At 66.9% G+C, this 24,928-nt stretch carries 15 protein-coding genes; 12 read left to right on the forward strand and 3 right to left on the reverse strand.

What is annotated here, in order from left to right; all coding sequences use genetic code 11:
• Positions 1-51: 51 nt before the first annotated feature.
• From SR870_RS02650 to pqqE, 9 genes are all read left to right on the forward strand, one after another.
• Positions 52-903, forward strand: coding sequence for a hypothetical protein (locus SR870_RS02650; protein WP_322516503.1), 852 nt, complete (start codon positions 52-54; stop codon positions 901-903).
• On the forward strand, positions 887-1,303 hold the full coding sequence (locus tag SR870_RS02655; RefSeq protein WP_322516504.1) for a hypothetical protein: 417 nt from the start codon (positions 887-889) through the stop codon (positions 1,301-1,303). The genes SR870_RS02650 and SR870_RS02655 overlap by 17 nt, the downstream gene beginning before the upstream one ends.
• A 34-nt stretch (positions 1,304-1,337) precedes the next feature.
• The gene (locus SR870_RS02660) at positions 1,338-1,742 is read left to right on the forward strand and encodes a hypothetical protein (protein ID WP_322516505.1); all 405 of its coding nucleotides are present in this window, start codon (positions 1,338-1,340) and stop codon (positions 1,740-1,742) included.
• A 40-nt stretch (positions 1,743-1,782) separates the two neighbouring features.
• The gene (locus SR870_RS02665; RefSeq protein ID WP_322516506.1) at positions 1,783-11,811 is read left to right on the forward strand and encodes a hypothetical protein; all 10,029 of its coding nucleotides are present in this window, start codon (positions 1,783-1,785) and stop codon (positions 11,809-11,811) included.
• Between the two features lie 168 nt (positions 11,812-11,979).
• Positions 11,980-12,060, forward strand: coding sequence for a pyrroloquinoline quinone precursor peptide PqqA (pqqA, locus tag SR870_RS02670; protein ID WP_041798311.1), 81 nt, complete (start codon positions 11,980-11,982; stop codon positions 12,058-12,060).
• 137 nt (positions 12,061-12,197) lie between these two features.
• A complete protein-coding gene (pqqB, locus tag SR870_RS02675; RefSeq protein ID WP_322516507.1) occupies positions 12,198-13,121 on the forward strand; it encodes a pyrroloquinoline quinone biosynthesis protein PqqB in 924 nt (307 codons plus the stop codon).
• Positions 13,118-13,882 carry a pyrroloquinoline-quinone synthase PqqC gene (gene pqqC / locus SR870_RS02680; protein WP_322516508.1) on the forward strand — a complete coding sequence of 255 codons (765 nt, stop codon included), beginning with the start codon at positions 13,118-13,120 and terminating at the stop codon, positions 13,880-13,882. Before pqqB ends, pqqC begins: the two co-directional genes overlap by 4 nt.
• 10 nt (positions 13,883-13,892) lie before the next feature.
• On the forward strand, positions 13,893-14,201 hold the full coding sequence (gene pqqD / locus SR870_RS02685) for a pyrroloquinoline quinone biosynthesis peptide chaperone PqqD (RefSeq protein ID WP_322516509.1): 309 nt from the start codon (positions 13,893-13,895) through the stop codon (positions 14,199-14,201).
• Positions 14,198-15,379 (forward strand): pyrroloquinoline quinone biosynthesis protein PqqE, encoded by a 1,182-nt coding sequence (gene pqqE, locus SR870_RS02690; RefSeq protein WP_322516510.1) that lies wholly within the window; start codon positions 14,198-14,200, stop codon positions 15,377-15,379. The genes pqqD and pqqE overlap by 4 nt, the downstream gene beginning before the upstream one ends.
• Before the next feature lie 451 nt (positions 15,380-15,830).
• Here the strand turns inward: pqqE and SR870_RS02695 are convergent, their stop codons facing one another.
• The 3 genes from SR870_RS02695 to SR870_RS02705 form a co-directional block, all read right to left on the reverse strand.
• Positions 15,831-16,940: an S-(hydroxymethyl)glutathione dehydrogenase/class III alcohol dehydrogenase gene (locus tag SR870_RS02695; RefSeq protein ID WP_322516511.1), complete on the reverse strand. Its 1,110-nt coding sequence runs from the start codon at positions 16,938-16,940 to the stop codon at positions 15,831-15,833.
• A 111-nt stretch (positions 16,941-17,051) separates the two neighbouring features.
• Positions 17,052-18,572 carry an ATP-binding protein gene (locus tag SR870_RS02700; RefSeq protein ID WP_322516512.1) on the reverse strand — a complete coding sequence of 507 codons (1,521 nt, stop codon included), beginning with the start codon at positions 18,570-18,572 and terminating at the stop codon, positions 17,052-17,054.
• Between the two features lie 168 nt (positions 18,573-18,740).
• Complete coding sequence (locus tag SR870_RS02705) at positions 18,741-19,361, reverse strand: TetR/AcrR family transcriptional regulator (protein WP_322516513.1); 621 nt, start codon at positions 19,359-19,361, stop codon at positions 18,741-18,743.
• A gap of 95 nt (positions 19,362-19,456) precedes the next feature.
• On the opposite strand from SR870_RS02705, the gene SR870_RS02710 reads away from it, so the two are divergent.
• From SR870_RS02710 to SR870_RS02720, 3 genes are read left to right on the forward strand one after another with little or no spacing between them, the layout of a single operon-like run.
• Positions 19,457-20,533: an efflux RND transporter periplasmic adaptor subunit gene (locus tag SR870_RS02710; RefSeq protein ID WP_416221120.1), complete on the forward strand. Its 1,077-nt coding sequence runs from the start codon at positions 19,457-19,459 to the stop codon at positions 20,531-20,533.
• Entirely contained in the window at positions 20,530-21,603 is a 1,074-nt protein-coding gene (locus tag SR870_RS02715) for an efflux RND transporter periplasmic adaptor subunit (RefSeq protein ID WP_322516515.1), read from the forward strand. Before SR870_RS02710 ends, SR870_RS02715 begins: the two co-directional genes overlap by 4 nt.
• Positions 21,600-24,656, forward strand: coding sequence for an efflux RND transporter permease subunit (locus SR870_RS02720; protein WP_322516516.1), 3,057 nt, complete (start codon positions 21,600-21,602; stop codon positions 24,654-24,656). Before SR870_RS02715 ends, SR870_RS02720 begins: the two co-directional genes overlap by 4 nt.
• The last annotated feature ends 272 nt before the right edge of the window (positions 24,657-24,928 follow it).

Raw genomic sequence — 24,928 nt, forward strand, 5'->3', positions numbered from 1 at the left:
ACAACTTATACGAGTATTTCGGCATGGGGTTGCCCCATGCGGAGATCGGGCATGACGAACGGGATCGGGCGTGTGTTCATGTTCAATCCGCTGGTGAGCGGCACCTACGGCCCGTCCCAGTCCGTGGTCGTCAATTCCGACGGCAGCGCGCCTTACGTCATCAAGAACACCTCGCCGCGGATCGACTATGTGCCGTTCTCGACCTCCGGGGCGCGCGCCTCGGGCGCGCAGCCCGTCGGCAACGCGTTCGTCGATCGCAACGCGCTGCTGATCACCAACGATGTGTCCTGGACCTACCAGTTCGACATTGGTGACTATCCGGGCGATCTGATCGCCTATCTGTTTCGCAGCCAGATCGTGCTGCTCGCGAACAGCGGCATCTTCCTCGCGTCCTATTCGGCAAAGCCGAAAGGAGATCATCGGCGCTCCGTGCCGAGCCGCGCGAAGGCGAGCCGGGAGTCGGAGACCGGCTCGGTCTACGTCTTCAACCTGTTCAGCGAAGGGCTGGACTTCATGTCGAACGGCGGCAGGGCCGGCGACATCCCGGCCTGGAGCGACGGCAGAAGCGGCGCGGCGATCTACACGCCGAACACCCTCGCGGTCGCGCGCGTGCTCAACAAGAGCGATGCGAAGGGCAAGATCTTCGACGGCGCCAACGCCATCACGGTCACCACCGAGACCATCGGCACGTTCACGCTGAATGTCGACGGCAGGAAATTCCCGCTGGTGCAGGATCTGCTGCTCTATCTGATGCGCGACCGCTGGTACCTGTTCGACGAATTCGGCGCGGACTGCACCACCGGTCCGATCGAATTCGACGCCCCTCACTTTCATCCCGGCCGGGACGAAAGCGCTTCGCGACGTCAACCCACAGGAGATCGTCACCATGGCGACGAAGGATAACAACGGTTCGGTCTACGTCTTCAACGTCTTCAGCGAGACGCTGACGCTCAGCACCAACGGCGTCACGGTGAAAGACGGCGATATCCCCGGCTGGTTCGCCGACGCGACGCCGAAATATCGGCCGAATGCCGTGGCGGTGCCGCGCACGCTCAATGCCAGCGACGGGCCGGGCAAGTTCTTCAACGGCACCAACCGGCTGACGATCCAGTGGGCCGACGGCCTGTTCGGCGCCTCGGTGGCGATCGACGGCGCGGGGTTTCCGCTGATCCAGGATCTGCTGCTGTTCATCGATCGCAACAAATGGCAGCTCGTCAACGAATACGGCGTCGAGAAGGACACCGGGCAGGTGATCGGCGCGGCGGCTCTCGGCGAACTGGCCGGCGGTCTCGTCAAGGCGTGAGCAGGGGCGCCGTGTCCGATCTCATGGCCAGAGCATGACATCGCCCGGCGCCCTGCAGACGCCCGCAGGGAGCGTGTTCGTGTTCAACGTGTTCAGCGAAGACATGGACCGCTTCAGCGCCAACGGCACGCAGGTCGGCGGCAATCCGGCGATCGCGGCATGGAGTGCGGGGCCCGCGCCGGCGAAGTACACGCCGGGTTGCCTTCAGGTGTCGCGAACGCTCAATCCGAGCGACGGGCCGGGGAAGTTCTTCAACGGCAGTAACGACATCAAGGTGAACTGGTCCGGCGAGATCGGCGCCTGCACGGTGCCGATCGACGGCGCCAAACATCCGCTGCTCGAGGACCTCGCGCTCTACGTGTTTCGCGGCAACTACTACCTGATCGACTCGGTCGGCGTTCTCATCGAGAGCGGGGCGATGCAGTTGACGGCGCGATAGCGCCGGGATCGCGGCATCGTCGGCGCGGCAAAGGTGCATCATGGCGGATCGAACGCGTGCCCGGACCTCGTCGTTGCAGTTCGAACTGGTCGTGCCCGGCGTCCCGCTGTATCGCGCCGTCGGCGCGACGCCGCAGACCGCGCCCAGCGTGTACTACGCGCTGGTCGGCGATCCCGGATCGTTCCCCGAGATGCTGCCGGCGGACGACGCCTGGGCGAACTGTTCGGGCGGCTTCGTCTTCGTCGAGGCGGGCGCGGCGGTCGCCGACCCGAAGGATGTCGTTGCGGCGCTGAACGAGCGGCTGCAGCCGCAGGCGCCGATGCGGCAATGGGTGGTGTGGGCGAGCGACCTCACGCCGCCGCGGATCGCCGCCGCGCAATTCATCACCATCGCCAAATCCGCCGGCGACGGCAGCGGGCGGGTCAAACCGGGCTGCGCGATTGCGTTCTGCGATCTGGCGCTGCAGATCAGCGCCGAAGTGATCGTCGCGCCTGCGTTCGGCGACGATCCGCCTGCGCTGCAGCTCGTCGCCAGCGGCAGCAGCGGCCTGGTGCTGCAAAGCCAGGGCGCGGGCCAGGCGTCGCTGCCGCTGCCGAGCGATCAGCCGGTGGCGATGCCGATGGCGGGGCCGTCGCTGGGCACGTTCAGCTTCGCCTTCGCGCCGGATCGCGGCAGCTTCTTCGCGCTGTTCGCGCCCGAGGACGACAGCGAAACGCCGCCGGCGTCGGCGGAGATCCGGTTCTTCGCGGGGCCGTTGGAAACCCCGATCGCGATGCGGTTTCCATTGCTGCTCGGCGCCTTTCCGGATCCGCGCGCGCCGGTCGCGGCGCAATTGCCGCTGCGGGTGACGATCGATCCGCTGCAGCCGACAAATGCGACGCGCACCCGGTTTGTGTTCGATCTCGACAAATACGGCGACGGCAAGCCGGTGCTGCCGGTCAGCGAGGCGATGCGCAGCACGGCGGGCGCGACGTTGCGGCTGACGCCGCAGTCTGGCGCCGGTTTCAGCCTCGCGCGAAAACCCGGCGCCGCGCCGCAGACGGCCTACCTCACGCCGGCCGGGCGATATCTGGTTGCGACGTTGCCGAAGACCAAGGCAGGCGCGCCGATCGCCGATGATCCGTTGGCGCTGATGTGCGGCTTGTTCGGCAGCGAGTTCCTGCTGATCGCGCAGAGCGATCTGCTCGATTTCCAGGGCGAGCGGCCGGGCTTCGCCGCGCACTATCCGCCCGAGATGCATATCGCCCGCGCCTGGGATGCGCGCGGTCCGCTGTCCGACGTTTACACCACCAACTGGGTGCAGGTGATCAAGGGCGCGAACAGCGACAAGACCTTCCCCGGCACCATCAAGCAGAGCTTCTGCGCGCAGGCGGTCGACACGGTGTATTTCCAGAGCGCGCCGACCGGGACCGAGCCGTTTCCGATCGCGGTGGGCGCGCGGATCGCCGATCTGTCGGATGCGGCCGCGGGGCAGGTGCTGCCGCTGGCGCCCTATGGCGATGTGTATTTCTCCGACCGGACGATCGACAATCCGAACCCGGCCGTCAGCGCCGATGCGCTCACCAGTTTCGAGACCGCGGTGCTGTCGCCGGCACGGTTCGCGGCGATCGCGGCGGATCGCTGCCTCGGGCCGCTGTTCTTCGACATGGCGACGCTGGAGCCGCTGAGCGGCGGCTATGTCCAGACGCCGCAGGGCCTGCTGGTCGGCCTCAACAGCGGGGCGATGACGTCCGCGACGCCGGCCGGGAGCTGGCAGCAATTGCTGCTGGCGCGCAGCCCGCAGCGGCCGGAGCAATGGCTGCGCTTCCTCCACGGCACGACGCCGTCGGGCTGCAGCGGCGGCACCGGGCCGTTTGACGTCGTCAGCCCGTATCTGTCGACCGCGCTGATGAATCCGGCGGCGTTTCTGGTGATCGCCGATCCCGCATACCTCGGCGCCTTCGACAATCTGCTGCAGCTCGGCGAATTTCCGATCGAGATCGCGGTGTCGAACGCCGACGACGGGCCGTCGCTCGACGTCAATTGCGTGCTGGCGTTCAAGCTCGCGGCGGGGCGCTCCTTCGCCGAACTCGCCGCCGAGCCGTCGGGCTGGACCGACCCCGAGCTGTTCGCCGGCGCTGGCAGGGCCGAAACGATCTCGCGGCAGATCGTCGACTATATTCATCAGGCGAAGCTCGCGAGCGAGGCGGCGCGCGCCGCGGGGGCTTACGATTATTTCGGCGACTTCGTCGCACGGATGAACGATCCGGACTGGACCGGCATCATCGCGCTCGACGCGCCGCTGCGATTGCCCGAGCTACCCGCCGACATCGCGATGCTGTTGTGCGGGATGCGATCCGACAAGCCGCTGTGCTGTCATCATTTCGGCATCACCACCAACGCGCCGAAGCGGGCGGCGTCGGCCGACGACGCCCTGCAGCACAGCTCGCTGTTCGGGTTGATCTATTACGATTACGCGTTCCAGACCCCGACGGCGGATTTCGATTTTCAGACGCTGTCGCTCAAGGCGCTGTTCGCCAACAGCCTGCTGGCGCATTTCGAATCGCAGATCGCTTACTCGATCGCGACGCTGTTCGACGATCCTGTGACGCTGTCCGTCGCCGGCCAGAACGATTTCCCCGCCACCAACACCATCGTCATCGACGGCGCGCTGCAGCAGCGCGACGGCGAGACCTCGGTGGTGTTCGTGACCAGCGAGCAGCGCGTCTTCACGTTCCCGGCCGACGCCGATCGGTACCGTGCACTCGCGGCGCAGACCGTCACCAGCGCCGGGCTCGCGCCGCTGACGGAGGGGAGCGACGGCGTCGGCGGCGATGCCGGCCGAACGGTGTGGGCCGCGTTCACGCTCGACGGCGCGCTCGGCTTCAACACCGAGCCGGCGACTGCACCGCGACGCGACGGTCCTGCGCCGATCGATCTGTTCTCCTATGGACTCCACGACGCGTATTCCGGCGGGCTCGGCTACACCGGATATGCGTTCACGATGAAGAGCGTGGTGCCGGACCAAGGCCTCACGCCGCCGCCGAACATCGCGACCGACCTCGGCGGCGTGCTGCTCGACGCCGAAGCCGGCGCGCCGCGCGATCACAGCCTGATGGCGACGCTGCCGCTGAAGCTGCTCGGCTTCCGGCCGCAGGCGGAATTCGCCGCGTTGAAGACGGTCACCGTCACCGGCGTCGGCCTCGACAGCGTCGAGCCGGTCTACGCGCTGGCGCTGCAGGTGATGATGGGCACGATGGGCGGCCTGACGTCACAGGCGCCGCTCGAAGGCGTGCTGCTGCTCGGCTGGGTTCCCGGCAAGACGCGGGCAGTCGCCGATCAGGTCGGGCTGCTGCTGGCGCCGCCGCCGTCGATGAAGGACGGCACGTTCCAGCTCCAGGGCGTGCTGCCGACGCAATACGGCGCGGTCGAATTGCTGCGTCCCAAGCTCGCAGGCGACGACGTCTATGTGCTGATGCTGCGCGACGTGCTGTTCGCGCTGGGCGCGTTTCCGCTCTACATCCCCTCGACCGGCGAGCGTTCGCTTACCTTCTTCGGCCTGCCGGCGGACGACGGTGAAGGCCGCAACGAGGGCGATGACGAGGACGGCGGCATCAACCTCGCCTGGTTTCTCGGCGAGCCGGATCTGGCCGGCGCCGCAGCGCCGTCCGAACCGCGGCCAGTGCGCGCGACCGAAAAGCATCTCAGCGTCACCCCGACCGTCTACGTCGTCGCCGGCCTCAAGGTCGAATACGACATCCAGTCCAACGACGTCATTCCGATCATCATCTCGATGCTGTCGGAAGTGCCGCTGTCGACCAAGGCGGCGCTCGACGACATCGCGGACGGTTCGGCGCAAATCCCGGTGTCCTACGATCCCTCGGCCGGCGTCACCGTCGCGGTCGATCTCGAATTCACCCCGGTGACGTTCCAGTTCGTGTTCTCCGATCCCTATGTCTACGGCGCGCGGCTGTCGATCGGCGCGGCGCCGCCCGAGCCGAAGGTGCGCACGTCTGGCCCGGTGGCCGTGGCTGGTCGGGTCGCGGCGAACATCGCGGCGCCCCCGGAAAAGAAGAAAGGCATCCTCTCCAGCCTGCGCGGCTTCGTGCTGGAAATCGCCTATCGCAAGATAAGCGACAATCTCGGCGCCTGGAGCGGATCGTTCACCTGGACCCAGCCGATCGGCACCGACGATTACAACATCATGCTGCCGACGGTCGGACTGATCGTCTACACCAACAGCGATTTCCGGGTCGATATCGGCTGGCCGTTCGCGCCGGACGGGGCCGGGCTGGCGCAGCCGTTCTCGGTGTCGTTCTCTATCGAGGGCGTGCCGGTCGAGGCCGCCGGCGGCTTGTACTTCGCCAAGCTGCGTTCGGCCGACGCGCCCGAGGAACTGGGCGACGACTTCGCGGTGATCTGGCGGTTCGGGCTCGGCCTGTCGTTCGGGATCGTCAAGGAAATCCACAAGGGCCCGATGTTCCTGAGCGCGGGCCTGATCGCCTTCGCCACCTTCGAGGGCTTTCTGTCCTCGACGCACGGCAAGATGACCGAGCAGGGCGTCGACTACAAATGGTTCGCCGGCCAGCTCGGCGTCGAGGCCTATTTCACCGGCGCGGTCGATCTGCGGATCATTTCGGCGGCGATCTCGATCAGCGCCACGCTGGTGCTGCAGGTCGCCTACGAGACCGCGCATTCGACGGTGATCCGGCTGGCGTTCAAGGTGTCGATCTACGTCGAATTCCGCATCGTCTTCATCCGGATTTCGTTCAGCTTCGACGCCGACCTCGACGTGTTCCCGCCGATCCATATCGGCAGCGGTCCGCCGGCGCTGATGATCGGCCCGACGCCGCCGACCGCGCGCCGCATCGAGGCACGGCCGACGCGCGCGCCCGCGCCTCCGGTCCGCGTCCGCAAGGAGCTGCATCCCGCCATCGCTGCGCGCTTCGCATTGGAAGCTCCGGGCGATGCGATCGCGATCACGCTGTACTTCACGCTGCAGCCCGCGGTGATCAACAGCACGAATGCGGCGATGCCGCAGGCGGTCGCGGGGCTGGCGATCAATCTGCAGCCGGAATCGACGGCGCCGGACGATTTCTCCAATCTCTCCACCGCGCTTGGCCATTTTCTGCAGGCGAACTACGCGAAGGGCGTCACGCTGACCGAGCAGCTCGCCGCGATCACGGCGAGGCTGGACGACGGCACGTTCGACGGCGCGGTCGGCACGTTCCTGTCCGGCTTGAAATTCACCATCCTGCCGCAGGCGAGCCTGACCACGGCGGCAGACTTCGCGTTCTTCCCGATGCTGCCGCAACTGGCGCTGAGTTATAACGGCAGCCAGATCGTGTTCGATGCGCCGCCGCTGCCGGCGGGCTACGCCGAGGCGCTGAAGCGCTATTTCGATCAGCTCGCGCAGGGGATGCCGCGCCAGCCGCTGGCGCGCGAGGCGATGACGGACAGCGCGTTTCCGACATCGGCGGCGGGCCTGATCTGCACCGACATGATCGTGCTGCTCGCCAAGCAGCTCGTCGCCAATCTGCAGGACATCGCTGCGGCCGATCCCGATCTGAGCTTCGACCAGGCGCTGTCGACGCTCGGCCCGGCCGGCTTCGCGCAACTCGCCGGCTACATGTCGCGCTTCGCGCTGTACGGGCTGCGGCTGCCGGTGCCGGGCAGCGAGCCGTTCGGCAGCGAGCTGACGGCGATATATCAGCTCACCGGCCAGCAGGTCGCGCTGGCGCAGCAAGGCGGGAAGTGGATCACCAGCTTCACGCTCGGCTACGCGCCGGGCGAAAACGTCTCCGACTGGATCGTGTTCGGCGCCGACGGCAAGGCGGCGTCGGTCACCGACGATCTCGGCGCCGGGCTGGTGCTGGACACGATGGTGCAGCCGTCCTGGCTCGGCGCCGGCGGCGACTTCGTGGCGCTGCCGCCGCTGAAGACCCAGCCGTGCCCATATTACATCGCGCGGTCGTATCTCTGGAGCCGCAATGACGGCCACATCGCCAATGTCAGGCCGATGGCCGACGCGCTGCTGACCCGGATGCGGCAGTTCTATGCGCTCGGCGGAAGCGGCGCGGTGGCGCGGCTGGCGCAGGTCCCGGGCGACGCGTCCCCGTCCCCGTTGAAGGCGACCGCTGCACTGATTGTCGGGATGAGCCTGCGCCGGATCATTCCGCCGGGACAGGACAAGCCGCTCGCGACCGTGTTCCGCCTGATCGGCGCCGACACCGGCACGCGCGATCTGCTCGACCGGCTGATCACTGCCGATGCGTGGGCGGGAACGACGCTGTCGCTGCTGATCGCCAACGGGTCGAGCAGCTATGCGTCCTGCGCCAAGCCCGACGCGGTCGTGCTCACCAAGGCCAATCTCTCGACTCTGAACGAGCCGCCGGTGCTGATGGCCACCGGCCAGCCGGCGCTGCGCGCGGCGGCGCAGCAGCCGCCGGTGTCGGCACGCCTCGCGGATGCCGCCGCCTTCGCGCTGCTGGTGTGGGAAGTCTCGGTGGTCAATGCCGACGGCTTCTATCTGCACATCGACGGCGTCCCCGACGCCGCCTTCAGCACCGGCGATGCCCAGATCGCGTTGCTGATCTCCGCCGGTGCGCCGGATGTCGCGACGCCGCTGACGCCGTGGGCGAACTGCTTCGTGCTGGGCAGCGTGCCCGAGGATAGCAAGGGACCGGTCGCTGCGACCGTCTCGGATTCGGGCGGGGCGTGGCAGACGACGACGCCGGGCAGCCTCGGCGGCAGCGTCGGCTTCTCGATCGACTGGCCGGCGCCGCCGGCAACGCCCGGCCTCGGCGCTAGTCCATCGCCGGCCGAGAAGGCGGCCTATGCCGAGGCGCTGTACAGCCTGCTGCAATATCGCATCGACCAGATCGTCGCGCCGACGCCGCGCGTCGCCGCGGCGATCGGCGCAAGCGTGACGCTGCCGACCAATTGGAGCATGCCGGTCGGCCCCAACCAGGCCGAGCGCGGCGCCGACTGGATCTTCAGCAACAGCGTCGCCATCGCGGCGCTGCTCGGCCAGAGCAATCGCTACGTCGGGATCGGCTGTTCGGTCGGGTTCTCGATCCAGCTCCTCGACATCTACGGCAATGCACTGCCGAAGCCGTCATCCGTTTTGGTGCCGTTCGTCTACAACGACGTGCTGGTGGCGGTGGAAGCGTGGCCGGCGATCCGCTCCTACTACGCGTTCAGTGCATCAGGCAGCGCCGTCGAACTGACGCTGCTGCTGGTGTTCGATCCGGCCAATCTCGGCGGCGGCGCGCTGTCGCCCGACGATCCGGTGACGATCGCCAGCGCGATCGGCAGCTACAGGCTGGTGCTGGACCAGCTCACCGATCCTCTGCAGCTCGCGAGCCCAGGCGCCGCGATCCAGATCGAGACCGTGCTGTCGGCGTTGCCGCTGACGACATTGAGCGACGGCCGCAGCCTGCGCGCGGTGCTGACGGCCTTCGTCCAGTCGATCATCGCTTTTCTCGAAGCGCTGCTCGCCGGCAAAACGCCGGCGCCGCCGCCGCCGCTGCAGGCGCTGTTCTTGCTCGACAAGAGCTACGTCGCCGAGCTGCCGTCGGACATCTTCGAACTCACCGTCGAACTGGTGTTCGCGCGCGCGCCCGAGACGGTCGATCCCGCGATCGCCGCAGCACTGCCGGCGGTGCAGATCAGCCGGTCATGGATTGCGGCGGCGGTGTCGCTGGCGCCGACCGGCAGCGGCGACGGGCCGGACATGCAGTTGTCGGCATTCGCGCAGGCGTTCGAAGCGGCGTGGGCCGGCTTCGACGGCGGCAGCGGCGAGCTGAAGCTGGCGCAGGGCGTCCAGGCCAACAATGCACTGGCGCGCAAGCGGCGTGAAGCGCGGCTCGGCAGGACGCGCGCTGCGCTCACCGCCGCGGCGGCCGGGCAGGCCGCGCAGGCGCCGCTGTGGTGCGTGCGGTTCGCGCGCTCCGCGGGCATCGCCGTTTCATTTCCGAATGCCGGCGCATCGCCGCCGGCGGCGCAACTGCCGCTGTCCTGCGCGCCGCTGCCGCTCTCCACCAGCCTGATCACCGCGACCGTCAAGGTTCGCGTCTACGACGCCAACGGCGGCGTCAAGGCCGATCAGGACGTGGTGTTTTCGAGCATCGACATGGACGTGTGGGCCGGGCAGTTCCTGTCCGCGGCGGATGGTCTGTTCGCGCCGCTGATGGCGAGCGCCTCGGCGACGCTCGATCCGGCCTGCTACGCCGATCTTGCGGCGAGCAAGGAAACCCTCGCCGACCAGATCGCGACTGGCCTCGCCGCAGTGCTGCGCATCCCCGGCCAGAGCGTCGACCTCGCGGAGGCGACCGAGCGGTTCCGGCAGGCGTTGCTGCAGAGCCTGTCGACGGACTACGCGCTCGCTTCGGTGGTGCAATTGCCCGCGGCGGTGACGCTCGCGGGCAAGGACGAGCCGGACGCGCCGCCGCAATTGTTCGGCAAGGTGCGCGATCCCAGCCTGTCGGCGGCGGCCTCGCAGGCTTTCACGCTGACGTCCGCGGATCTCGCGCTCGCCACGGGCGACGAGCCGCTGATCTATCTCGCCTCGGCACGCAATCCGGCCGCCCATGCCTGGCTCGATCTGCGCCCGGAATTCGACGTCGCGTTCCTCGAGCACGATTTCGATCCGGACCACAAGCGCTACGGCTACGAGCCGTCGGCGTGGCTGAGCTTCATCGTGCCGGCGTTCGCGCCGGCCGGCGGCCGGCCGGTGCTGAATATGCCGATGGGCCGCAACGCCATTCCGGTGCCGCTGCGGCTGTTCCCGGCGATGCCGGCGATCGCCACTCAGGCCAGCGTGCTGCCGGCGACGATCACCTCGATCGCCGATGCGCTGTTGTGGAGCTACAGCTTCACCGTGTCGGCGCCGAGCGCGGCGCAGGACGAATTGACGCTGCTGGTGCTGTTGAACGATCCACCCGCGCCGGGCCTCGGCCGCCGGCTGCAACGCACCACGCATGTGGAGGCCGCCGGCGACGATCCGCCGCGGCCGCCGCCGAACAACCTGTTCGAGGCGCTGGCGCGGTTCTCGTTCGAATATCCGCAGCTCGCGCCGTTCCTCGCGCAGGTGCCGGCCGCCGCGTTCGACGGCGCCCCGCCGGACGCGCCACGCAAGGCGCTGCAGCGTTTCGACGCGCTGGTCGGCGGCGCTGCATCGACCTGGGCAGCGTGGGTGCAAGACCCCAAGCAGGCGAGGGCGGAGCAACTGGCCGCGCGATTGCTGCGGTCGGACGGAGCCGAAGGGGTGCCGCGCGCGACCTGGCGCTACCTGATCGATTTCAGCAGCCAGCCCGACCTGAAGGTGACCCGCGCGATCGATCAGACCACGACGACATTGCCGCCGTGGCCGCAGATCGACGGCTATGTCACGCCGCCCGCGAGCAACAAGCCGACCGACATCTACGCATTGCGGCAGCGCAGCGAGGCGCCCGGCGAATTGCGCGTGACGCTGCCCGGCCTGTTCATGGTGGCGGCGCAGACCGCGCATGTCATGGCCAATGTCGTGCGCAATGCCAATCTGGTGCCCGATGGCATGCCGGCCGGCACCAGCGTCGATCCGGGTTTCGTCTACACCACGCCATGGACCGAACTGAAAGACCCGGTCGGCCCCGCGCAGACGGTGACCTCGCCGATCGTCGTCGGCAGCGGTGCGACAAATCTGTCCGCCGCGATCGACCAGATGCTGCAGCCGTTCGTCGCCGGGCCGGCGGTCCCCGGCGTGGATGCGACGACGATGCGGCTGCTGGTCAACGCCAACTACGCCTACACGCTGGCGCAGGGCGGCAAGGATCAGGCGCTGCTCAGCCGCTCGGCGATCTTCCTCGGCGATCGCGACATTGATCTGACCGCGGCGCGCGCGGACCCGGCGAGCTTCGACCAGTTCAAGCGCGACCTGGTCGGCGCATTGATGCAGTGGCACACCGCCTTCGCTCCGAGCGATCGCGGGGCGCGGCTGGAATTCTTGCTCGATCTGTTTTCGCAGACCGGCGACAAACAGGTCGCATTGCTCCGCCTGACCGATGTGCGCATTGCGGTGCCGGCTGCCGCGCCGGCGTGGTGGGAATAATGACGAATAGCCGCACCGACACGTCATTGTTGCGCCGCACGGATTTCATGTTGCGGTGCTCACCTTGTGTTGATGGCCGGAGGCGAAACCATCCGGTGCTTGCATGCGTTCCAGTGCAGCCTTAATCTTCAAGGCGTGACGACAGTCTGCAATCCTCGGGAGGACCTCATGGCCTGGAAGAAGCCTGCGATCGTTGAAGTTTCCGTCGGCATGGAAATCAACATGTACGCCTGCGCGGTGCGCAAGTAATCGATCCGCAACGAGCGTGGGTGGCCGGCGCATCGACGCCGGCTGCTTTCGTTTAGTCCGGCACCGACGGCCTGACGGCGTGGGCCGGCGGCAACAGGCCGCACGATCTCAATTTCAGCGGACATTGGAGGACCCCCATGCGCGTCGTCGTTCTCGGGGCGGCGGCTGGAGGCGGGGTCCCGCAGTGGAACTGCGGCTGCGAGGTCTGCCGCGCGGCATTCGCCGATCCGACGCTTGCGCGCACGCAGGCGTCGGTGGCGGTCAGCGCGGATGGCCGGCACTGGTTCCTGATCAATGCCTCGCCGGATCTGCGCCAGCAGATCGTCGCGACGCCGCAGCTTCATCCGAAGGCCGGCGCGTTGCGCCACAGCCCGATCGCGGGCGTGATCCTCACCAATGGCGAAGTCGATGCGGTGGCCGGCCTGCTGTCGATGCGCGAGGGATCGCCATTCGCGATCTACGCCCACGCCAAGGTGCTGGCGATCCTGAAGGTGAACAGCATCTTCAACGTGCTCGACGAGAAACTGGTGCCGCGCCGATCGATCGAGATCGGTCGGCCGTTCGAGCCGATGCTGCCGGATGCGACGCCATCGGGCCTCGACGTGGTGGCGTTCGCGGTGCCCAGTAAGGGCGCATGGTATCTCGAAGGGCGACCGCATCCGGGCGGCGAGGCGGCGGATGGCGATACGCTCGGCCTGACCATCACCGACAAGGCTACGGGCCAGTCCGTGCACGTCCTCACCGCCTGCGCGCGGGTCACCGACGATCTCAAGGCGCGGCTGGCCGGCGCGCCGCTGCTGCTGTTCGACGGCACGGTGTGGCGCGACGACGAACTGATTGCTGCCGGGCTCGGCCGCAAGACCGGGCAGGCGATGGGGCACATCGCGATGTCGGGCGAGGACGGCGCGATCGCCGCACTCGACGGTCTCGGCATTGCGCAAAAGCTGTTCGTGCATATCAACAACTCCAATCCCGCGCTGCTGTGCGACTCCGCGGAGCGCCGCGCCGCGGAGACGGCCGGTTGGCAGATCCCGGCCGACGGCACGGAGGTGACGCTGTGAATGCGATGACCGCGTTTTCGATCAACGGCGCCGCGCCGCTGGCGAGCGCCGACGAGCTGGAAGCCGCGCTGCGCCAGATCGGCGCGGCGCGCTATCACAATCTGCATCCGTTCCATCGGCTGCTGCACGGCGGCAAGTTGAACCGAGGGCAGGTGCAGGCCTGGGCGCTGAATCGTTACTACTACCAGAGCACGATCCCGATCAAGGACGCGGTGGTGATCTCGCGCTTCCGCGACCGCGCCACGCGAATCGAGTGGCGGCACCGGATCGAGGATCACGACGGCGATGCCGGCAGCGAGGGCGGCATCGCGCGCTGGCTGAAGCTGACCGAGGGGCTCGGGCTCGACAGCGCCTATGTGGAGTCCACCCAGGGCATTCTGCCGGCGACCCGCTTTGCCGTGGACGCCTATGTGCATTTCGTCCGCGACCGCACGCCGCTGGAGGCGATCGCGTCGTCGCTGACCGAGCTGTTCGCGCCGAACCTGCACGAGGAGCGTATCGCCGGTATGCTGGCGCATTACGACTTCGTCAATCCGGAGATCATGAGCTATTTCAAGCGCAGACTGACGCAGGCGCCGCGCGACGCCGAGTTCGCGCTCGACTACGTCAAGCGCCATGCGACGACGCCGGCGGAACGCGAAGCGGTATGCAATGCGCTGATCTTCAAGACCAACGTGTTGTGGGCGCAGCTCGACGCGCTGCATCACGCCTATGTCGACGGCCACATCCCGCCGGGCGCCTTCGTGCCGCAGGGCAAGTGAGGGCAGGGCGATGGCGTCGCGCCACATCAGCGTCAACGAACAGAGCCGGCCGGTGCTGCCGCGCCACGCGAAATTGCGTTTCGATGAAACAAGGCAGCGCTGGGTGATCCTCGCGCCCGAGCGCGTGCTGGCGCCCGACGACATCGCGGTCGAGATTCTGCAGCTCTGCGACGGCACGCGTGACGTTGTTGCGATCGTCGATGCGCTGGCGCTGAAGTACACCGCCGATCGCGCCGAGATCGGCGCCGACGTGGTGACGATGCTGCAGGACCTCGCCGACAAGGGGTTCCTCACCGAAGCGCGCGAGAGCGCGCCATGAGCGCCGCGGTGAACGAGACCCATCACCAAGTCGATGGCGTCGCGGCGCTGGAGTCGCGGGGCTCCGTCCCCGAGAGCTTCGGGATTCCGCTCGCGGTGCTGCTGGAAGTGACGCATCGCTGCCCGCTGCAATGTCCGTATTGCTCCAATCCCGTCGAGCTCGAGCGCGGCGGCGCGGAGCTTGCGACCGACGAATGGAAGCGCGTGCTGAGCGAACTCGCCGCGATCGGCGTGCTGCAGGTGCATTTCTCCGGCGGCGAGCCGACCGCGCGCAAGGACCTCGTCGAACTGGTGCGGCACGCGACCGACGTCGGGCTCTACACCAACCTGATCACCTCGGCGGTGCTGCTGACGCGCGAGCGCCTCGCTGCGCTGGCGGATGCCGGGCTGTGCCACGTCCAGATCAGCTTTCAGGGCAACGAGCCGGCCGTTGCGGACCGCGTCGGCGGCTTCGCCGGCGGCCATGCCAGGAAGGTCGAGGTCGCCCGCTGGACCCGCGAGCTCGATCTGCCGCTCACCGTCAACGCGGTGATGCACCGGCAGAACCTGCATCAATTGCCCGACATCATCGAGATGGCGGTGGCGCTCGACGCCGACCGGCTCGAAGTCGCCAATGTGCAATATTACGGCTGGGCGCTGAAGAACCGCGCCGCCCTGATGCCGACGCTGCAGCAGATCGAGGATTGCACGGCGATCGTGGAGGCCGCGCAGTCGCGGCTGAAGGGGCAGCTCGCAATCGACTACGTCGTGCCGGATTACTACGCGCTGCGACCGAAGACATGCATGGGCGGCTGGGGCCGGCAGTTCTTCAACATCTCGCCGAGCGGCAAGGTGCTGCCGTGCCACGCCGCCGAGACCATCACCGGCCTCGCCTTCGATTCGGTGCGCGGAGGTGCGTCGATCGCCGAGATCTGGCGCAATTCGGAGGCGCTGAACCGCTATCGCGGCACCTCGTGGATGCAGCAGCCCTGTGCGAGCTGCGCCTTCAAGGAGATCGATTTCGGCGGCTGCCGCTGCCAGGCCTTCGCGCTGGCCGGCGACGCGGCCGCGACCGATCCGGCCTGCGCGCTGTCGCCGCTGCACGAGCGGATCTTCAAGACCGCGGAAGCAGAGGCGGAAGCCGGCGGCGAAAAGTTCGTGTATCGCAATTTCGCCGGCGGCACGGCGGAGGGCGGGTAGCACCAACTCACCACGTCATTCCGGGGCGCGCGCAGCGCGAACCCGGAGTCTCTTCGCAAATACATCCCCTCGTTTGTCATTCCGGGGCGCCGCGCAGCGGCGAACCCGGAATCCATAGCCCCTGGAGTTGATGCTCATCCACGGCCTGACAACGGCTGTGCGCAACGCAGGCACAGGGAGTATGGATTCCGGGCCTGCGCTGCTGCGCAGCGCATCCGGGAATGACGTTGAGAGGTGAGGGGCATTGCAGATTCCGGGTTCGCCCACCTTCGTGAGCGCCCCGGAATGACGGAACAGTCGTCATTGCGAGGAGCGAAGCTACGAAGCAATCCAGAAGCTCAGTGCTCGGAGCTGGATTGCTTCGCTTCGCTCGCAATGACGGGGAGAGGCTTGGCGACTGGATTCCGGGTTCGCTCACTTCGTGAGCGCCCCGGAATGACCGCGGAAAAGTCTAGAACACCACCACCGACCTGATCGACTTGCCTTCGTGCATCAGCTCGAAACCCTTGTTGATCTCCTCGAGCTTGAGCACGTGGGTGATCATCGGGTCGATCTCGATCTTGCCGTTCATGTACCAGTCGACGATCTTCGGGACGTCGGTGCGGCCGCGGGCGCCGCCGAAGGCGCTTCCTTTCCAGACGCGGCCGGTGACGAGTTGGAACGGGCGGGTCGAGATCTCCTTGCCGGCTTCGGCGACGCCGATCACCACCGAGACGCCCCAGCCGCGGTGGCAGGCTTCCAGCGCCTGGCGCATCACAGTGGTGTTGCCGGTGCAGTCGAAGGTGTAGTCGGCGCCGCCTTCGGTCAGGCCGACCAGGTGCTGGACGATGTCGCCGTCGATCTTCTTCGGATTGACGAAATGCGTCATGCCGAAGCGGCGGCCCCATTCCTCCTTGTCGTCGTTGATGTCGACGCCGACGATCTTGTCGGCACCGACCATCCTGGCGCCCTGAATGACGTTGAGGCCGATGCCGCCGAGGCCGAACACCACGACGTTGGCGCCGGGCTCGACCTTGGCGGTGTTGACCACCGCGCCGACGCCGGTGGTGACGCCGCAGCCGATGTAGCAGCTCTTGTCGAACGGCGCGTCGTCACGGATCTTCGCCAGCGCGATTTCCGGCAGCACGGTGAAGTTCGAGAACGTCGAGCAGCCCATGTAGTGATAGATCGGCTTGCCCTGATAGCTGAAGCGCGAGGTGCCGTCCGGCATCACGCCCTTGCCCTGGGTGGCGCGGATCGAGGTGCAGAGATTGGTCTTCTGGCTCAGGCAGCTTTTGCACTGCCGGCATTCCGGCGTGTACAGCGGGATGACGTGATCGCCGGGCTTCACCGAAGTGACGCCGGGTCCGATCTCGCGCACGATGCCTGCGCCCTCGTGGCCGAGGATCGAGGGGAAGATGCCTTCAGAGTCGAGGCCGTCGAGCGTATAGGCGTCGGTGTGGCAGATCCCGGTCGCCTTGATCTCGACCAGCACCTCGCCGGCCTTCGGCCCGTCGAGATCGAGTTCGACGATTTCGAGCGGCCTCTTGGCCTCGAACGCGACGGCGGCCCGTGTCTTCATGGCGAATCTCCCTGCATCGGCGTCACTGCGATTGGCGTCCGGTATCGCAAATCGGCGGCGTCACCGGAACCGTTTTTTCGCGAGCGCTTCTGAACAGCGCGCAGCCGCCTCTCAGGCCGACGACGCGTCGCAGGCGGCCTCGGCGGGCATCTCTTCGGCCGCATTCGGGTCGCCCGGCGCGGTCGCCCAGGCGAGTTCGACCAGCGTCACAGTGCGCCGGCCGGCGCCGTCGAACTGGCAGACGATCAGGCCCTGTTCCTCGATATAGGTCAGCAACCGCCGGGCGCGGCGCAGCGAGTGGGTGCCGTAGGCGCGCGCGATCGCGGCGTCGCCGGGGCAGGGCCAGCCCTCCTTGGCGGCGCGCGCGATCATCATGAATACGCCCTGCATGTCGTCGGGCAGCATGCCGGCGCGGATCGAGACGTCCTGCCAGCCGTCGTCATCCGCGATCTGCTCGGCGGTTAGCCCGGCGCGGGCGTGGGTCAGCATCCGGCGGAAGTCGGTCAGGTCCGGGATCGTCGCCGCCAGGCCTTCGATCCGGCAGCGCACGATGAACTCCTGATACAGCACGCCGATGGCGCGGAAGCCGGCGTCGGGTTCGGCGAGGATCGCGCGCAGGATGCGGTCGAGCCGTTCGCGCCGCGCCGCCAGTTCCTCGGCGCTCAGCGGCTGCTCCACCGGATCGGGACGGGCGTCGAGCGCCGCGGATTTCGCCGCCATCAACTGGCTGAGCAGATCCGGCGCCGAGCGCCGCTGCGGACGCGTCGATACTTCCGGTGGCGGTTCAGCGAGAATGATCGCGCGCGCATCCTGCAACGCTTCCTCGGGCAACGGCATCAGCCGCGGCGTGGCATTGCGCGGGTGCGTCTCGGTTGGGCCGATCCGCAGCGCCAGCGGGCGGCGCGACAGAGCCGGGCCCAGCGCCATGAACTGGCCGCGCTCGAGATCGCGGAACGCATCCGCTTGCCGCCGCTCCATGCCGAGCAGGTCGGCGGCGCGCGCCATGTCGATGTCGAGGAAGGTGCGGCCCATCAGGAAGTTCGATGCTTCGGCGGCGACGTTCTTGGCGAGCTTCGCCAGCCGCTGGGTCGCGATCACGCCGGCGAGGCCGCGCTTGCGGCCGCGGCACATCAAATTCGTCATCGCGCCGAGCGACAGCTTGCGGGCTTCGTCGGAGACTTCGCCGGCGACCGCCGGCGCAAACAATTGCGCTTCGTCCACCACCACGAGCATCGGGTACCAATGGTCGCGCGCGACGTCGAACATCCCGCCGAGGAAGGCCGCGGCACGGCGCATCTGATTCTCGGCGTCGAGTCCTTCGAGATTGAGCACGGTCGAGACGCGATGCATCCGCGCGCGCTCGCCCGCGGCCTGCAGCCCGCGCTCGGTGTGGTCCTCGGCATTGATGACGAGGTGGCCGAATTTTTCGGCCAGGGTCACGAAGTCGCCTTCGGGGTCGATGATCGATTGCTGCACCCACGGCGCGCTCTGTTCGAGCAGCCGGCGCAGCAGATGCGATTTGCCGGAGCCGGAATTGCCCTGCACCAGCAGGCGGGTCGCCAGCAATTCCTCGAGGTCGAGCGTCGCCGGTCCGTTGGTCGTGGTCTGCCCCATCTCGATCACAACGGTCATGACTTCGCTCGATGCTCCTTTCGGGGGAGGGGCTTAACAATCCGACCGCACTGCGTCGAGCGCCGTGAACCCATGGCTGCCCGTTATGCACGGGTGGTTGCCGGAATGTTCCCCCGGAACCGTCTCAGGCTATCGCGGCGTCTGCGCTCACATACACTCCTTCGATGTTCACCGGATCAGCCCCCGAAGCAGCAGATCGGTGCTGGCTTCCGTGAAACAGTCCATATCGAAGCGTTTGCGGGTTCCGAACAGCAGCGACCACAGGCTGATCAACAGGGCCGGACTCATCACGATCTCGACGAACTCCGTTGCGGGAGCATCTCGGAATTCTCCTGCGGCGACGCCTGCATCGATCACATTCTTGAAGTGTTGCATCATTGGCACGACGAATTCTTCGTAATGTCTGTCGACCAGATCGGGAAATCGCCCACCTTCGGAGATCAGGAAGCGCAGGACCTCGCGGGAGGCCCTGTTCTCCGCGATGTGGGCGTATGCGTAGACGACCATCGCGCGCAGCCGATCGGTGTGCGAACCGGTGAGGGTGGCGGCGTAGTCCCCCAACCGAGGCAGGAACTCCATGGATTTGTGCCGGACCATCTCTTCGAACACCCGCTCCTTGGTGTCGAAGTAGAAATAAATCGTCCCCTTTGTCACGCCGGCCAACGCCGCGACGTCTTCCAGTCGCGTGGCTGAATAACCATGCTTCACAAACTCCTCGAACGCTGCATCGAGGATCTCGGCCGGACGTTCGGCTTTGCGCCGGGCGCGCTTCTTGGTTTCGGCAGGCATGACGGGAGCTCCAATCATTCGCAGCATACTATTGACTTTCGAGTCAGTCAATATTATTGCAGAGCAGCATGGTCGATCATATGAGCCAGCCTATCATGTTACCGCCGCTTCGAACGATCCTGTTGTTGCTCCTGGCGCTGCCGCTGGCGGCCTGCAACGAAAAGGCTCAGCAGGGCCGGCCGGCGAATCTGGTGAAGACCGAGATCGTTCACCTTCAGCCCCGGCAGACGGTGGTTCGTCTCACCGGCGACGTCCAGGCGCGTGTGACCAGCGAATTGTCGTTCCGCGTCAGTGGTCGGGTGACGGAGCGGCTGGTCGATGTCGGGGCCCATGTGAACGCCGGCGACGTGCTGGCGCGGATCGATCCGACCGAGCAACGGGCCGACCTCGTCGGCTCCCAGGCGGCGGTCGCGTCCGCGGAAGCGCAGCTGCGTCTCGCCACCGCGACCTTCGAACGGCAGAAGTCGCTGATGGCCAGCGGCTTCACCACCCGGGGCTCGTTCGACCAGGCGCAGGAAGGATTGCGGACCGCCGAAGGCTCGCTCGACAACGCCCGGGCCCAGCTCGAAATCGCAAGAGATGCCCTGACCTATACCGAGCTTCGGGCGAGCGCGTCGGGCATCATCACGGCGCGCAACATCGAGGTGGGGCAGGTCGCGCAGTCCGCCCAGTCGGCCTACACGCTGGCCGAGGACGGCGCGCGCGACGCTGTGTTCGACGTCAACGAATCGGTGTTTCTGAAGCCGATCGAGGGCGGCACCATCAAGCTGACGCTGGTGTCGGATCCCTCGGTCACCGCGATCGCGCGTCCGCGAGAAATCTCTCCGACCGTCGACCCGAAGAGCGGGACCGTTCGGGTCAAACTGTCGATCGAGAATCCGCCGGCCGCGATGACGCTCGGCAGCGCAGTCACAGGCGAGGGGCGCAGCCCGTCCGTCGACAAGATCGTGCTGCCCTGGAGCGCCCTGACCTCCGATCAGCAAGGGCCCGCCGTCTGGGTGGTCGACCCCGAGACGCGCGCCGTATCGCTCAGGAGCATCAAGGTCGAAACCTACGAGACCAGTTCGATCGTCGTGGCCGGCGGCCTGAAACCGGGCGAGCGGGTCGTCGTCGACGGCGGCAAGATGCTCCGGCCCGCGGAAATCGTCACCTATGACGGGGAAAACGCATGACAGCGTCGCGGGTCATCGGCGTGATAGCGGCCTGCGTGTTCATCGCGGGATGCCAGGAGAAAGCCAGCCAGCCGCAGCCGATCCGGCCGGTGCTGTCGACTGTGGTCGCCCCGCCCGAAGCGACCAGCATAGGCGTCGTCGGCACGATCCAGCCCAGGTACAAGACGGATTATGGTTTCCGCGTACTCGGGCGGATGATCGCGCGGCCCGTCAATGTCGGTGACACCGTCGCGAAGGGGCAGGCGCTTGCGGCAATCGATCCGTTCGCGGCGGAACTGGCCGTCCGGTCCGCCGTCGCCGACGTCGCCTCGGCGCAGGCCCAGTTGGTCAACGCCAGTAGCAACGTCGCCCGCCAGCGCACGCTGATCGAAACCGGCGCCGTGACCAAGGCGACGCTCGACTCCGCGGAGCAGGGCAATTCCGCGGCGCAGGCCTCGGTCATTCGCGCCCAATCGAGCTTGACCAAGGCGCGCGAGCAACTGAGCTACACCAAGATCGCCACCGAATATGCCGGCGTCGTCACCGCTGTCGGTGCGCAGGTCGGCCAGGTCGTCAGCCCCGGTCAGACCGTGGTGACGGTCGCGCGACCGGACGTTCGCGAGGCGGTGATCGACGTCGCCGACGACCTCGCCGGCGCCCTGCAGATCGACATGCCGCTGAAGGTCGCGCTGCAGCTCGACCCGCGGATTCGTGTCGACGGCAAAGTGCGTGAGGTGTCGCCGCAGGCCGATCAGGTGACCCGCACCCGAAGGGTCCGGATCACGCTGGAGAATCCGCCGGAGACGTTTCGTCTGGGATCCACCATCACGACCCTGATTCCGGGCAAGCCGACGCGCGGACTGCGACTGCCGGGCACGGCGATCCTGACCGAGGGCGGCCAGTCGAACGTCTGGATGGTCGATCCTGCCACCGGGGCGGTGTCCAAACGCAAAGTGCGGATCGTCACCAACGATGACGGCTCGGTCGACGTGGTCGAGGGAATCCAGGCTGGCGCGCGTATCGTGACGGCGGGTGTGCATCATCTCGAGGAAGGCCAGACGGTTCGGTTCGGAGAGGGAAGCTCGCTGTGAAGTCTTTCAACCTTTCCGACTGGGCTCTGCAGCACCGCTCTCTGGTCTGGTATTTCATGATCGCGTTCATGGCCGCCGGGCTGTTGTCCTATTTCGAGCTCGGACGCGAGGAAGATCCGGCCTTCACCATCAAGACGATGGTGATCCAGGCGCAATGGCCGGGCGCCTCGGCCGAGGAGACGACCCGGCAGGTCACCGACAGGATCGAGAAGAAGCTCGAAGAGCTGGAGTCGCTGGACTTCACCAAGAGCATCACGACCTCGGGCAGCACGACGGTGTTCGTCAATCTGCGCGACACCACCAAGGCGCGCGACGTGGTCCCGACATGGGTCCGCGTCCGCAACATGATCAACGACATCAAGAGCGATTTCCCCACCGGCGTCGTCGGGCCGTTTTTCAATGATCGCTTCGGCGACGTGTTCGGCAACATCTACGCCTTCACCAGCGACGGCCTGACGCAGCGCCAGTTGCGCGACAAGGTCGAGGACGTGCGCGCCAAGGTCCTGCAGGTGCCCAATGTCGGCCGCGTCGACATCGTCGGCGCGCAGGACGAAGTGATCTATCTGGAATTCTCGACCCGCAAGGTCGCGGCGCTGGGGCTCGACCAGCGCTCGGTGATGACGTCGCTGCAGGCCCAGAACGCGATCGCGCCCTCCGGCGTGCTGCAGGCCGGCCCGGAGCGGATCAGCGTGCGGGTCAGCGGACAGTTCACCTCGGAGGAGAGCCTCAAGGCGATCAATCTGCGCGTCAACGACAGGTTCTTTCCGCTCACCGATATCGCCACCATCCGCCGCGGCTACACCGATCCGCCGACGTCGCTGTTCCGGTACAAGGGCGAGCCCGCGATCGGCCTGACCATCGGCATGAAGGCCGGCGCCAACCTGCTGGAATTCGGCGACGCGTTGAAGAAGGAGATGGCGCGTATCTCGGCCGACCTGCCGGTCGGCGCTGAGGTTCATCTGGTCTCGGATCAGCCGCAGATCGTCGACGAGGCGGTGTCCGGGTTCACGCATGCGCTGTTCGAGGCCGTCGTCATCGTGCTGGCGATCAGTTTCATCAGCCTCGGCATGCGCGCCGGCCTGGTCGTCGCCATCTCGATTCCGCTGGTGCTGGCGATCACCTTCCTGGTGATGTCCTACAGCGGCATTTCGCTGCAACGGATTTCGCTGGGCGCGCTGATCATCGCGCTCGGCCTGCTGGTCGACGATGCGATGATCGCGGTCGAGATGATGGTGGCGCGCCTGGAGGTCGGCGATTCGCTGACCAAGGCGGCGACCTACGTCTACACGTCGACCGCCTTTCCGATGCTGACGGGCACGCTGGTGACGGTCGCCGGTTTCATCCCGATCGGCCTCAACAACAGCGCCGCGGGCGAATTCACGTTCACGCTGTTCGTCGTGATCGCGGTGTCGCTGCTGACATCCTGGATCGTCGCCGTGCTGTTCACGCCGTTGCTCGGCGTCACCATTCTGCCCGACAAGATGAAGGGCCATCACGACAACAAGGGATGGTTCTCCACCGCCTTCAGCCGCGCGCTCTTGTTCTGCATGCGGTGGCGCTGGCTCACGATCGGGGTGACGCTCGCCGCGTTCGCGCTGTCGATCGTCGGCATGGGATTCGTCCAGCAGCAGTTCTTTCCGTCGTCTGATCGCAAGGAACTCATCGTCGACTGGAGCCTGCCGCAGAACAGTTCGATCGCCGAGACCAGCGCGCAGATGGCGCAGTTCGAGCGGGAGGCGCTGAAGGGCCAGGACGGTATCGATCACTGGTCGACCTATGTCGGGCAGGGCGCGCCGCGCTTCCTGCTGTCGTTCGACGTCCAGCCGGCCAACGCCACGTTCGGCCAGATGGTGATCGTCACCAAGAGCCTGGCGGACCGCAACCGGCTGAAGACCGAGCTGCAGGCCTATCTGAAGAAGACGTTCCCCGGCACCGACGCCCTGGTGAAGCTGCTGGATATCGGTCCGCCGGTCGGACGGCCGGTCCAGTATCGCGTGAGCGGGCCCGACATCGGCGAGGTACGCGCCTTGTCCCGTCAGCTCGCGGGCATCGTCGCCGCCAACCCGCATCTCGGCGACGTGGTCTACGACTGGATGGAGCCCGCGCGTGTCGTCAAGGTCGACGTGCTGCAGGACAAGGCCCGCCAGCTCGGCGTGACCTCGGAAGACATCGCCTCCACCCTGAACGGCGTCGTCGACGGCTCGTCGATCACGCAGGTTCGCGACGACATCTACCTCGTCAAGGTTCTCGGCCGCGCCAATGCGTCGGAGCGAGGTTCGATCGAAACGCTGCGCAATCTGCAATTGTCGGGCAGCAACGGGCAGTCGGTGCCGCTCGCGGCCGTGGCGAACTTCCGCTACGAGCTCGAACAGCCGACGATCTGGCGGCGGTCGCGTCTGCCGACCATCACCCTCAAGGCCGACGTCCGCAACGGCGTTCAGCCGGCGACCGTCGTCGATCAACTGAAGGCGCCGATCGCGCAGTTCAGCGCGAAACTTCCCGTCGGCTATTCCGTCACCGTCGGCGGCAGCGTCGAGGAGAGCGGAAAGTCGCAGTCGCCGATCATCGCCGTGGTGCCGGTGATGCTGTTCGCGATGGCGACCATTCTGATGATCCAGTTGCAGAGCTTCAGCCGGCTGTTCCTGGTGTTCGCCGTCGCGCCGCTGGCGCTGATCGGCGTGGTCGCGGCGCTGTTGCCGAGCGGCGCGCCGCTGGGTTTCGTCGCGATCCTCGGGGTGCTGGCGCTGATCGGCATCCTGATCCGCAACTCGGTCATTCTGATCGTGCAGATCGAACATTTGCGAAGCGAGAACAAGCCGCCCTGGGACGCCGTGGTTGAAGCCACCGAGCACCGGATGCGGCCGATCCTGCTGACGGCCGCCGCGGCCAGCCTCGCGCTGATCCCGATCGCCCGTGAAGTATTCTGGGGGCCGATGGCCTTCGCCATGATGGGCGGCATCATCGTCGGAACGGTGCTGACGCTGTTGTTCCTACCCGCGCTCTACATTGCGTGGTTCCGTATCAAGATGCCGGAAGAAGGCACGTCAGCATGACAAATAAAGAACTCGAAACTTCCGTCCCGCCATTGTGTCGCGGCGCCCGCGTTCGGATGAGCCGACTGGGCCGCGAGCGTCATCCCAAATACGGCGAGCGCGAGGGATTGATCGTCGGACAGGGGTCCCCGAGCAGTTGGCGGGTCAAATTCGACGACCGCAAGACCATTCAGGCGATCCATCAGGACTACCTCGAACGGGTTCCGCGCTCGGCCCAGCCGGCCCAATCCGCGGACGCGATGATGGACTGCCGTCATCGCGGCGCCTCATCG

This window comes from Rhodopseudomonas palustris, from assembly GCF_034479375.1.
Taxonomy (GTDB): domain Bacteria; phylum Pseudomonadota; class Alphaproteobacteria; order Rhizobiales; family Xanthobacteraceae; genus Rhodopseudomonas; species Rhodopseudomonas palustris_M.